The sequence below is a fragment of the Pseudoflavonifractor phocaeensis genome (genome assembly GCF_021531815.1).
In the GTDB taxonomy this organism is placed as follows: Bacteria; Bacillota; Clostridia; order Oscillospirales; family Oscillospiraceae; genus Lawsonibacter; species Lawsonibacter phocaeensis_A.
In genome coordinates this window covers 1-11,354 of sequence record NZ_JADYUM010000030.1, presented here as the reverse complement: position 1 = coordinate 11,354, position 11,354 = coordinate 1, and the positions used below count along the sequence as shown (strand labels likewise).

At 63.8% G+C, this 11,354-nt stretch carries 11 protein-coding genes; 2 read left to right on the top strand and 9 right to left on the bottom strand.

Translation table 11 applies throughout. The annotated features are described in order from the left end of the window. The coding region (locus I6E42_RS12335) for a rubrerythrin family protein (RefSeq protein ID WP_235372313.1) at positions 1–550 on the bottom strand (550 nt) is incomplete at its 3' end. A gap of 192 nt (positions 551–742) precedes the next feature. Between I6E42_RS12335 and I6E42_RS12330 the strand changes: the two genes are divergently transcribed. Next, positions 743–2,188: a nicotinate phosphoribosyltransferase gene (locus I6E42_RS12330; protein ID WP_235372312.1), complete on the top strand. Its 1,446-nt coding sequence runs from the start codon at positions 743–745 to the stop codon at positions 2,186–2,188. A gap of 292 nt (positions 2,189–2,480) precedes the next feature. Here I6E42_RS12330 and I6E42_RS12325 read toward each other — a convergent pair whose 3' ends face one another. The 8 genes from I6E42_RS12325 to mnmG form a co-directional block, all read right to left on the bottom strand. After that, complete coding sequence (locus tag I6E42_RS12325; protein ID WP_235372311.1) at positions 2,481–2,804, bottom strand: VOC family protein; 324 nt, start codon at positions 2,802–2,804, stop codon at positions 2,481–2,483. A 53-nt stretch (positions 2,805–2,857) separates the two neighbouring features. After that, the gene (gene lsrF / locus I6E42_RS12320; protein ID WP_235372310.1) at positions 2,858–3,739 is read right to left on the bottom strand and encodes a 3-hydroxy-5-phosphonooxypentane-2,4-dione thiolase; all 882 of its coding nucleotides are present in this window, start codon (positions 3,737–3,739) and stop codon (positions 2,858–2,860) included. Positions 3,740–3,742: 3 nt separating this feature from the next. After that, positions 3,743–5,008: a dihydroxyacetone kinase subunit DhaK gene (locus I6E42_RS12315; protein WP_235372309.1), complete on the bottom strand. Its 1,266-nt coding sequence runs from the start codon at positions 5,006–5,008 to the stop codon at positions 3,743–3,745. 193 nt (positions 5,009–5,201) lie between these two features. Next, a complete protein-coding gene (locus tag I6E42_RS12310) occupies positions 5,202–6,137 on the bottom strand; it encodes a sugar-binding transcriptional regulator (protein WP_235372308.1) in 936 nt (311 codons plus the stop codon). Between the two features lie 161 nt (positions 6,138–6,298). Beyond that, positions 6,299–6,529 carry a preprotein translocase subunit SecG gene (gene secG / locus I6E42_RS12305; RefSeq protein ID WP_235372307.1) on the bottom strand — a complete coding sequence of 77 codons (231 nt, stop codon included), beginning with the start codon at positions 6,527–6,529 and terminating at the stop codon, positions 6,299–6,301. Between the two features lie 199 nt (positions 6,530–6,728). Then, positions 6,729–7,106 carry a RidA family protein gene (locus tag I6E42_RS12300; protein WP_235372306.1) on the bottom strand — a complete coding sequence of 126 codons (378 nt, stop codon included), beginning with the start codon at positions 7,104–7,106 and terminating at the stop codon, positions 6,729–6,731. A 227-nt stretch (positions 7,107–7,333) separates the two neighbouring features. Further along, a complete protein-coding gene (locus I6E42_RS12295; protein ID WP_235372305.1) occupies positions 7,334–8,242 on the bottom strand; it encodes an MBL fold metallo-hydrolase in 909 nt (302 codons plus the stop codon). 113 nt (positions 8,243–8,355) lie between these two features. Continuing rightward, on the bottom strand, positions 8,356–10,233 hold the full coding sequence (gene mnmG, locus I6E42_RS12290) for a tRNA uridine-5-carboxymethylaminomethyl(34) synthesis enzyme MnmG (RefSeq protein WP_235372304.1): 1,878 nt from the start codon (positions 10,231–10,233) through the stop codon (positions 8,356–8,358). Positions 10,234–10,796: 563 nt separating this feature from the next. Here mnmG and I6E42_RS12285 point away from each other — a divergent pair. Continuing rightward, positions 10,797–11,354: DHH family phosphoesterase (locus tag I6E42_RS12285; protein WP_235372303.1), on the top strand; the 558-nt coding region annotated here is incomplete at its 3' end.

Here is an 11,354-nt window from a genome sequence, read left to right as displayed (position 1 = left end):
GGACGGGGCACTGGGCGGGGGCGGCGGTGGAGGTGACCACCCAGCCGCAGTGCAGGCAGGTCCACTGGACCTCCACCTCCGAGCAGAACAGCTGCTCCTTTTCCAGCAGGTCGGCAAACCGGCCGAACCGGTCTCCGTGGGTCTGCTCCACCCTGGCGATGTTTTCAAAGAGCTTGCCCACCAGGGGGAAGCCCTCGGACATGGCGGTGTCGGCAAAGTGCTTGTAGTCGTGCTCCCACTCCTGGTACTCGTTGTGCTGGGCGGCCCGCAGGTAGTCCAGCAGGTCCGAGTAGAGGTCCACGGGGTAGGTCCCGTCCACCCGGATGGTCTGGCCGCCCAGGTCGTGGAGCTGGCGGTAGAACTGCTTGGCGTGGGACTTCTCCTGTTCGGCGGTGAACAGGAAGATCCCCTGGATGACGGCCAGCCCCGCCTTGTGGGCGATGCCGGCGGCGATGGTGTAGCGGTTCCGGGCCTGGCTCTCCCCGGCAAAGGCCCGCATCAGGTTTTCCTTAGTCTGGCTGTGGAGAAAAGCCTGGGTCTGATCGGACATAACAGCGCCTCCTTGGTGCAGAATATGGATGCACAGCCAGTATGCCCCGGAACGGAGGCGTTCACTCCCCCGCCTGCCAATTCTTTTCCCGCTTTTTTTGGCCTTTTCCTTGCCTTTTTCCCCGGGGCGCATTATAATAGGGACAACCTGGGGTGTCTTGTCACCCTCTTTTTTTAAGGAGGCTTCCCTGCCATGAAGGCCAAAACGAACCTGACCATGCTGTGCGATTTTTACGAGCTGACCATGGCCAACGGCTATTTTCAGACCGGCCTGAAGGACCGGATCTGCTACTTCGACGTATTTTACCGCTCCGTGCCCGACAAGGCCGGCTTCTCTCTGGCCGCCGGCCTGGCCCAGGTGGTGGAGTATATCCAGGACCTGCGGTTTGACGAGGAGGACATCGCCTACCTCCGCTCCAAGGGCTGCTTTAGCGAGGAGTTTTTGGACTTCCTGCGGAACTTTAAGTTCACCGGCGACATCTGGGCCGTCCCCGAGGGCACCCCGGTCTTCCCCGGCGAGCCCCTGCTCACCGTCCGGGCCCCCGCCATTCAGGCCCAGTTTGTGGAGACCTTCATCCTGCTGACTCTGAACCACCAGAGCCTCATCGCCACCAAGTCCAACCGCATCGTCCGGGCCGCTGAGGGCCGCCCTGTGGCGGAGTTCGGTTCCCGCCGGGCCCAGGGCGCCGACGGCGCCCTGCTGGGTGCCCGGGCCAGCTATATCGCCGGCTGCTCTGCCACCGCCTGCACCATGGCCGACCAGCGCTACGGCTCCCCTGCCACCGGCACCATGGCCCACTCCTGGGTCCAGATGTTCCCCGACGAGTACACCGCCTTCAAGACCTACTGCGAGCTGTACCCCACCAACGCCACCCTGCTGGTGGACACCTACAACGTGCTCAAGTCCGGCGTGCCCAACGCCATCCGGGCTTTTAAGGAAGTGCTCCTGCCCAAGGGCATCACCAAGTGTGGCATCCGCCTGGACTCCGGCGACCTGACCTACCTGTCCCAGAAGGCACGCCAGATGCTGGACGAGGCCGGCCTCACCGAGTGCAAGATCTTCGCCTCCAACGCCCTGGATGAGTACATCATCCGGGACCTGGTCCGCCAGGGGGCCCGCATCGACTCCTTCGGCGTGGGCGAGCGGCTCATCACCTCCCGGTCTGAGCCGGTGTTCGGCGGCGTGTACAAACTGGCCGCCATCGAGGATGACCAGGGCAACATCATCCCCAAGATCAAGATCAGCGAGAACCCCGCCAAGATCACCACTCCCCACTTCAAGAAGGTGTACCGCATCTTCTCCAAGGACACGGGCAAGGCGGAGGCCGACCTGATCTGCCTCCACGACGAGGAGTTCGACTTCGACCAGCCCCTGGAGCTCTTCGACCCCGACGCCACCTGGAAGCGGAAGGTGTTTACCGACATCGAAGCCAAGGAGCTGCTGGTGCCCATCTTCCAGGGGGGCGAGCTGGTGTATGACGTCCCCGACCTCCAGACCAGTCGGGCCTACTGCCAGCGGCAGGTGGACGCTCTGTGGGACGAGGTCAAGCGCTTCGAAAACCCCCACAACTACTATGTGGACCTGTCCCAGAAGCTGTGGGACATCAAGCAGTCCCTGCTGAACAGCCACGAGATGTAACAGGTACGCCCCGTCCGGCCTATGGCCGGACGGGGCGTTTTTTGCTGCGGCGGGGGTGCGGCCCGGTGGGGCATCGGGCCCTACGGGGCTGGTCTGGATGTATGACACGGGCGGCCACATGGGGCCGCCCTTACGGCGGGGAGGGGACCAAGCGCGCAAGGAAACGGCTTGCCACGTCCGCCGGGACCGGAGCGGCGGACCAGCCGCTTTGGGTAGGGCGGGGGCTTGCCCCCGCCGTGAAAAAATCCCGCCCCGGCCTACCCGGCTGGGGCGGGATCCCATTATTCAGGGCTCAGGCTTCCTGGTACAGCTCCAGAATGGCGCCGTCCTTCCACACGAAGGCCAGGCGGTCGCCCTTGTCGTTGGCGGGCATGGGGCCGCAGATGACGCTGTCGGCGTCGGCGATGTACTTCTCCAGATCGTCCACCTTATAGGCCACGTGGGGGTTGCGGTGGATCTCCTCGGGGAAGGGGGTGCCCTCCTCGAATTTCAGGTACTCGATCTTGTAGTCGTAGTCGTCCACGTTGCTGACCCAGAACTTGGCCCCCTCGTTGTAGACCATGCCGGGCTTGCGGTTGGTGACAGGGATGCCGATATGCATATACTCAGCGGACATAACGCTTCCTCCAATACCGTTTGTTTTCGAATGCCGGGCCGGGGACGGTCCGGTCAGCCGTTTTTGATGGTCTCGTAGACCTCCAGAGCCTGCTGGGCGGTGTAGCCCTCGTGGACCACCTTGCCGATGGCGGCGGCCATGCCGGCGGGGCAGTCGGACTGGAAGATGTTCCGGCCCATGTCCACGCCGTGGGCACCCTCAGCGATGGCCCGGTAGGCCATCTCCAGGGCCTCCAGCTCGGGCAGCTTCTTGCCGCCGGCGATGACGATGGGCACCGGACAGGCGGCGGCCACCCGCTCAAAGCCCTCGCAGTAGTAGCTCTTCACCACGTTGGCGCCGTTCTCCGCCAGCACCCGGGTGGCCAGCTGGAAGAATTTTTCGGTGCGCTCCATCTGCTTGCCCACGGCCACCACGCCCAGGGTGGGGATGCCGTATTTGGTGCCCGCGTCGGCGGTGCGGGCCAGCAACTCCAGGGAGCGGGACTCGCCAGGGGCGCCGATGAAGGTCTGGACCGCCATACAGTCGGCGTTCATGCGGATGGCATTTTCAATGTCGCAGGCGATGCCGCCGCCGTTGGACATGTCGTCATAGAGGACGGTGGAGTCATAAGTGACGCGGACGCACTTGGCCACCTGGGCGGCGGGAGAGATGCAGGAGCGGATAACGCCCTTGGTGCCCATAAGCACGTTGACATAGGGGATCAGGGGCGGGATCACCAGGTCGATGCGCTCCAGCCCGGCGGTGGGACCCATGATGTAGCCGTGGTCGAAGGCCAGCATGACGGTGTTGCCCGACTTGGGATCAAACAGCCGGGAGAGGCGGTTCTGCATGCCCCAGTCACAGTGGGCGGCGCCCTTTACGTAGAAGCCATCCATCACCGGCGGCACGTCCAGATGGTAGTCGTGGGCCGCCTTGTTTCCAATGTTGTCGGCCATGGCTTACTCCTTGCTGTAGGCGGGGGTGTGGCAGGGAGTGTTCCACAGGCGGAGGGTCTCCTCGTCCCACTTGGCGATGTTCATCTGGAAGCCGCCGGCCTCCTGAACCGTGAGGATCTCGCCCACCATGTTGGCTACCACTTCCACGCCCTTGGCCTTCAGGAACTCCACGGTGTCCTTGAACAGCACCAGCATCTCCATCATGGTGGTGGCGCCGCAGCCGTTGATCATGACAAAGGCCTTGTCGCCGGCCTTTAGGTCCAGATTCTTGCACAGGGCCTCGGCCACAGCGTCCACAGTGTCTTTGGAGGAGGCCATGGGCACCCGGATGCCGCCGCCCTCGCCGTGCTGGCCGGCGCCGATCTCCATCAGGTCGGTCTCCCCCAGGTCGCCGAAGGACATGCCGTTCTGGGGATGGGTGGCGTCGGTGGATTTGACGGTGATGGAGGCCATGTTGTCGGCGTAGTGCTGGGCGATCTCGGCCACCTCGTCCAGGGTCTTGCCCTCCCGGGCGGCAGCGGCGGCGATGTGGTACAGGGCCACCGCGCCGGCCAGGCCGCGCTTGTTGTCCTCGCCGTTGGGATCGTACTGGATCTCCTCGCCGGTGACCACCTGGCGCACGTTGAGGCCGGCCTTCTTGGCCAGCTTCATGGCCTGCTTGCCCGCCAGCTGGTCGCCGGCGTAGTTCAGAGTCAGCAGCAGGACGCCGTGGCCCTTGTCGGCCAGCTTCATGGCGTCAAAGACCAGCTGGCCGTTGGGGGCGGCGAAGATGTCCCCCACCGCCTGGACGTCCAGCATGCCCTTGCCCACGAAGCCCGCCTGGGCGGGCTCGTGGCCGGAGCCGCCGTAGGCGGCGATGGCCTCGCTGGCGGGGATCAGGGCGTCCATCATGGTCTTGTCCCCCACCTTGGCGCCGGACATGTCGTCGATCTCCTCAAAGGCCTTGGCGAAGATGGCCTTGAGTCCGGCCACATCGATCTCCTCGCCCTCGGGGGCCTCCTCCTGCATGCCGTCCAGCCAGGTGTTCCACAGGGGGACGGCGCTGCCGCCGTTCAGGGACATGACCGCCATGGCGGCGTCGTCCAGCATGGACTGGATGCCGCCCTCCGACTCCTCCACCGCGGCGGTGATGGCTTTGGCGATCTTGGTCATGGTAAGGCCGTGGTCGGCGTCGCCGAATTTGGAGTCGATGGCGGTGAGCTCCGCCTCGGCGGCGATGACGGCCGCGCCGGCGTGCTTCAGCCGCGCCGCGAATTCGCTTTTTGTCATAGGGTTTCACCTCCTCTTATTTGTCAGTTTGACTGTTACATCTGTGCATAAATGTTACATCAAAGAGCGGTAAAAATCAATGCGGCTTGGTTCTTTTCTCTGTATTTGATAGATTAATATTCAGTATTTTATTTAAAATGCTCAAAAAATAACTTCCCGGCGAGAGAAAATCTCGCACGGGAAGTTACATATGTTAATTCTGGCCGAACAGTGTCTGCGCCAGCGACGCCCGGGCCACGATGTGGGTGAAGACTCCGGACCGGAGCGCCCCCCGCAGGGCCTTTGTGCTGGTGTTGGCGGAGCAGACGCCGATGATATTGGGGCAGCGTTTCAGCGTGTCCAGGGGGATCTGGATGGCAAAATCCTGCTCCGACTGGATCACCGTCCCCGCCTCGTTGAAGTAGTAGACCAGCATCCGTCCGCAGGCGTGCTGCTGCTGAAGGAGGCTGCCATACCGGACCAGGGAGGCGAAGTCGGGGCTGGAGGGGTAGTTGCTGATATTGACCAGCGCCGTGTCCAGCCCCTCCCACTGCTGATAGATCTGGCGGTAGACCTCGGTGGAGCACAGCAGCTGCTTCTCCTCCAGATTGTCCGGCAGGGCCGGGAGGTAGAGAAAATGGGGGACCGCGCCCAGCTGCTGGGCCATCAGCCGGACGTTTTCGTTGGACTGGTAATTCCGGGCGGGGATGCTGGCGTTGCCCACCAGGGGGCAAATATCAGTGACGGAGCTGTTCGGCTGGGGGTTCTCCTCCAGCCAGGTCACCAGCTGTCCGATCAGGTATCCCCAACCTACCCCCAGGCTGCGGGTGCCGATCTGCCGGAGCACGTCCACGGCCCCCTGGGAGAGCAGCCGGTTGGTGGCGTCGTCGTCTCCCCCGTCCTCCACCAGAACGCCCCCCTGAATGGAGCTGAACTGCCTCAGCCGGTCCAGCAGGCGCGCGCTCCCAGCCCCGGGCTCATGCACCAGGATCTCCACCACGCCAAGCTCCCGCGCTTCCGTCAGCATCCGGCTGATCAGGGGGCGGGACACCCCCAGCTCATGGGCGATGTCGATCTGCTTCCAGTCCTCCAGATAATAGCGGCGGGCCACATGGGCCAGACGCGCCTGTTTTTCCGGGGTAAGTTCCATCGGTGCCACCTCTCTCTGCGCGGTGTTACATATGTTACTTATACCATAAAATAGGGCGGCTTGCAACAGGGGAAGAAGCTGCGGGGAGAGAACGCCGGGGCGCGGGAGGACAAAAAACGCCCCCTGTCCACGGACAGGGGGCGTTTGGGAGCAAATACAGATTACTGGATGACGCACAGCACCACGGTCAGTACCACCCACAGGATGGCGACCCACTTGGTAGCCTTGGCCAGCTTGGCGTCCACGGTCTTGGCCTTGTTCTTGGACAGGAAGGTGTCGGCGGCGCCGGAGATGGCACCGGAGAGGCCGGCGCTCTTGCCGGACTGGAGCATCACGATCGCCACCAGGGCCAGAGACAGCAACACCTGGATCACAGTAAGCGCCATATTCATACGAGTCATCGTTCCTTTCAAAGCCCTGAGGGCGAAAAATCTGAAATCCGCCCGGGGACCGGACGCAAAGTAAAAGATACCATAAAACCGCACCAAATGCAAGCCCTTTCCGGAAAAAATACACGGAAAAGAAGGAAAACCCGCCGGAACACCGGAAATTGTATCGCTCCGGGCCGGCGGGTACAAGATAGGCGCTGGCTTACAGGACGGCAATGGCCTCAATCTCCACCAGCACGTCCTTGGGCAGCTTGGCCACCTGGACGGCGGAGCGGGCGGGATAGGGCTGCTGGAAGAACTGGGCGTACACCTCGTTCATGGCGGCGAAGTCGTCCATGCTCTTGAGGAAGACGGTGGTCTTGACCACAGCGCCCATGTTGGTGCCGGCCTCGTTGAGGATGGCCTTCAGGTTGGTGAGGGACTGGTGGGCCTGCTCCTGGATGCCGCCCTCCACCACGGACCCGGTGGCGGGATCAATGGGCACCTGGCCGGAGAGGAACAGCAGATTGCCCACCTGGACGGCCTGGGAGTAGGGGCCCAGGGCGGCGGGGGCGTTGGAGGTGGAAATAGCCTGTTTCATCGGATTTGAGCTCCTTTCAAAATAGGAAAATACGGCGTTTCACCGTTAGACCTTGGCCTTCAAGGTCCGGAGGACAGGAGATAGGAAAGGAAACCGTCAGGGTCTCCCTTCTGTTTTATGGATGTAAATTTCAAAAGGTCAAAAAATAGTTTGAAATTTACCCGGCCGTGAAAAGGACACAACCTGTATACAGTGTAACATACCCCAGCGGTAGGTGCAAGAAAAAATCATATGCAATCTTTTGGAGCCGCCGGAGCGTAAAAAGCGGTCCCACGGCGGCAGACCACCTCCAGCCGCCCGGTGTCCGTCAGGTACTCGATAAAAAAGCGGATGTTCCGCTCGAAGCGCAGCGCCCGGTGGGGCTTGTGGGTGAAAAGCTGGTACAGCTGACAGGTGGCCTGGACGATCTGGCTGGCGGTCATGGGCTGGGTGACCAGGGAGAGGATCTCCTCCGCCCGGCGGCGGACCAGCGCCCGGTTCCCGTCGATCAGCTCCTCCACCTCCAGGGGGCCGCATATCCCCCGGTGGGCCATGATGTAGGCGCGGCAGCCGAGCCCCCGCAGCTTTTCCCGGCTGGCTTCGGCCACGGCCTGACTCAGGTTGTAGGGCAGCTTGGCGTTCAGGTATTCCGCGCTGAGCATGGCGTCGGCGGTGTAGCACACGTGGTCCGGCGTGACGGTGCAGATGTGTCCCGCGGAGTGGCCCGGGGTGTGGATGATCCGGAATTCCGCCCCGGCGAAGGAGAAGGGACCGTCTTCGGGGGGAATGAGCACATCGGGGGTATGGACCATGCAGGAGGACTCACGCTCCACCGTTGCGGGGGACAGCAGGAGAAAATAGCACTTTAGGTTGAGAATGTCGGAGCACATCCCCGCCTCCTGGGCGGTGAGGGCTACCGGGATGTGGTACTTTTCCTGAAAGTAGCCGTTGTTGGCGCAGTGGTCCACGTGGGCGTGGGAGCACAGGATGCCCGCCGGAGTCAGTCCGGCGGACAGCAGAGCCTCCTCCAGCTCCTCCCGCTCGGACAGCAGACCCGTGTCCAGAAGGACGCAGCGGCGGTCATCCACCTTGTAAAAGGGGATCAGCTCCATGCCCTCGGCCACCCAGGTATTTCCCTCTACTTGTGTCAGCTTCATTGATTGCCTCCCATGATGAGCGCGTTGTTTTGCAGGACTGGGGCAAGCGGCCGCGGCCCCGCGCGGCGGGATGTTCGGAGCAGTCTCCTTGCGGCGGGGACCACAAAGAAAATTTACCGCTGTTCCTCCTGCTTCAGATAGACCATGAGCACCGCCACGTCCGCCGGGGACACCCCGGACACCCGGCTGGCCTGGCCCAGGTTCCGGGGACGGATGGCGTCCAGCTTCTGCCGGGCCTCCAGGCGGATGCCGTGGAGGGACAGGTAGTCCAGACCGGCGGGCAGGGCCCGCTCCTCCAGCCGCTTCATCTCCTCCACCTGGCGCAGCTGCCGGCCGATATAGCCGGCGTATTTCAGGGTGATCTCCGCCTCCCGTACCACCTCGGGGGGCAGGTCCGGCCGGCCGGGGTCGAAGGGGGCCAGTTCCGCATAGGTGATCCTGGGCCGGCGGATCAAGTCGGCCAGCCGGGCCCCGTCCTTCACCGGGGGCTCCCCCTTCTCCTCCAGCAGGGCGGCCAGGGCCGGGGTGGGCGGCGTGCCGGTGTGCTCCAGGCGCTTGACCTCCCGTTCCACCGCCCGGTACTTGTCCAGCACCTTGTGGTATTGTTCCCGGGAAATGAGGCCCAATTCGTAGCCGATGGGGGTGAGCCGCTGGTCGGCGTTGTCCTGGCGGTGGAGCAGGCGGTACTCGGTGCGGGAGGTCATCATCCGGTAGGGCTCGTTGGTGCCCTTGGTCACCAGGTCGTCGATGAGCACCCCGATGTACCCCTGGTCCCGGCGCAGGATCAGGGGCGGCTTTCCCAGGATCTTCAGCGCCGCGTTGACTCCGGCCACGAAACCCTGGACGGCGGCCTCCTCATAGCCGGAGGAGCCGTTGAACTGGCCCGCCCCGTACAGGCCGGAAATTTTCTTGGTCTCCAGGGTGGCCTCCAGCTCGGTGGGGTCCACGCAGTCGTACTCGATGGCGTAGGCGCACCGGGTCATTTCGGCCCGCTCCAGGCCGGGGATGGTGTGGAGCATCTGGATTTGCACCTCCTCCGGGAGGGAGGAGGAAAAGCCCTGGATGTACAATTCCTCGGTATTCAGCCCCATGGGCTCGATAAACAGCTGGTGGCGCTCCTTATCGGGGAAGCGCTCAACCTTGGTCTCGATGGAGGGGCAGTACCGGGGACCGATCCCTTCGATGGTGCCGTCGTACAGGGGGGAGCGGTCCAGGTTGGCCCGGATGATCTGGTGGGTCTTTTCATTGGTATAGGTCAGCCAGCACACCGCCCGGTTCTCCGGGGGAACTTCCGTCTGAAAGGAGAAGCGCAGGCCGTCCTCGTCCCCGGGCTGAAGCTCCATTTTGGAAAAATCTACGCTGCGGGCGTTGACCCGGGGGGGCGTGCCCGTCTTGAACCGGCGGATGGAAAGGCCCAGGTCCACCAGACAGCGGGTCAGAGGCAGGGCGGCGGCCAGTCCGTCGGGGCCGGAGTCCCGGACCACCTCGCCCACAATGGTGCGGCCCCCCAGATAGGTGCCTGTGGCCACCACGGCGGCTTTCACCCGGTAGAGGGCTCCGGTGTGGGTGACCACCCCGGAGACGGCCCCGTTTTCCGTCAAGATCTCCACCACTTCCGCCTGCTTGACCCACAGGTTCTCCTGCTTTTCCAGGGTGTGCTTCATCACCTGCTGGTAGGCACGGCGGTCCGCCTGGGCCCGGAGGGACCAGACGGCGGGGCCTTTGCTCCGGTTCAGAAGGCGGTATTGGATGCAGGCCTTGTCCGCGGCCTTCCCCATCTCGCCCCCCAGGGCGTCCAGCTCCCGGACCAGGTGGCCCTTGCCCGTGCCGCCGATAGCGGGGTTGCAGGGCATGTTGCCCACCGCGTCCAGATTCACCGTGAAGCACAGGGTCCGAAGGCCCATCCGGGCGGCGGCCAACGCGGCCTCAATGCCCGCGTGGCCCGCCCCGATCACAGCAATGTCAAATTGTCCGGCGTTGTAAGTTCTCATCGTCTCAGTCCTCTGCCAGTGTGCGCGGGCCGCGCGGGGTCCCGCAGGTGATAGAAAAGCCTCCGGTGCGAATGAATCGCACCTGCGGCAAAATGGTTTCCTTTGGAAACCATTTACGCGCCATAAGGCGCGTCCCGGCTGCGCCGGGTCCCTTAGTGGCCCGCCCCGATCACAGCAATGTCAAATTGTCCGGCGTTGTAAGTTCTCATTGTCTCAGTCCTCTGCGTCAAAAGACATGTGTGAAACCACAGTTGATTCGCCGGGTATTTTATCACGATTTTGCAGCGGGGACAAGCCCCGCGCCCCGATGATATGGCGGGAAACGCGCGTGTGGGGCGCGTAGCGCCCCCGCTGATTTGCAGGGGGCGGCGTCCCCGGCGGCCTGCCGGGTTTTGCGCCGGCGCGCAAATGGGGAAAACTGCCCGAAAAAACCGGGAATAAACAGGCGGGGCTGTGGATTTTATCTTGAAGGATTCCCGTCAGTTATGGTATACTAGAAAAGTTGATACTGCCCCAGTATACCCTTCCGGGAGCGCGGGGCCGAGCTGGGGAGGTGGACGTCCGTGAAATATAAGAGCTGGAATGTGGCGCCCCCCTGCCCGGAGGCCAGGGCGCTGCTGGAGGAAGCGGGGACGCCGCCCCTGCTGGCGGCGGTGCTGTCTGCCCGGGGAGTCCGGACGCCGGACCAGGCCCGGGAGCTGCTCACGCCGGAGGAGGAGCCTCTGCTGGACCCCATGGGGCTGAAAGATATGGACCGGGCGTCGGCCCGGGTGAAGCTGGCCCTGGAGCGGGGAGAGATGATCGCGGTCTACGGGGATTACGACGTGGACGGCATCACCTCCACCTGCCTGCTGACCCAGTGCCTGCGCCGCATGGGGGGCCGGGTGGTCCCCTATATCCCCGGCCGCCTGGAGGAGGGCTACGGCCTGAACCGGGAGGCGGTGGCCGCCCTGGCGGAACAGGGGGTCACGCTGATCGTCACGGTGGACTGCGGCATCACCGCCGTGGACGAGGTGGGGTTTGCCAACGGACTGGGGGTGGATGTGGTGGTCACCGACCACCACGCCTGCAAGGAGGAGCTGCCCCCCGCGGCGGCGGTGGTGGACCCCCACCGCCCCGAC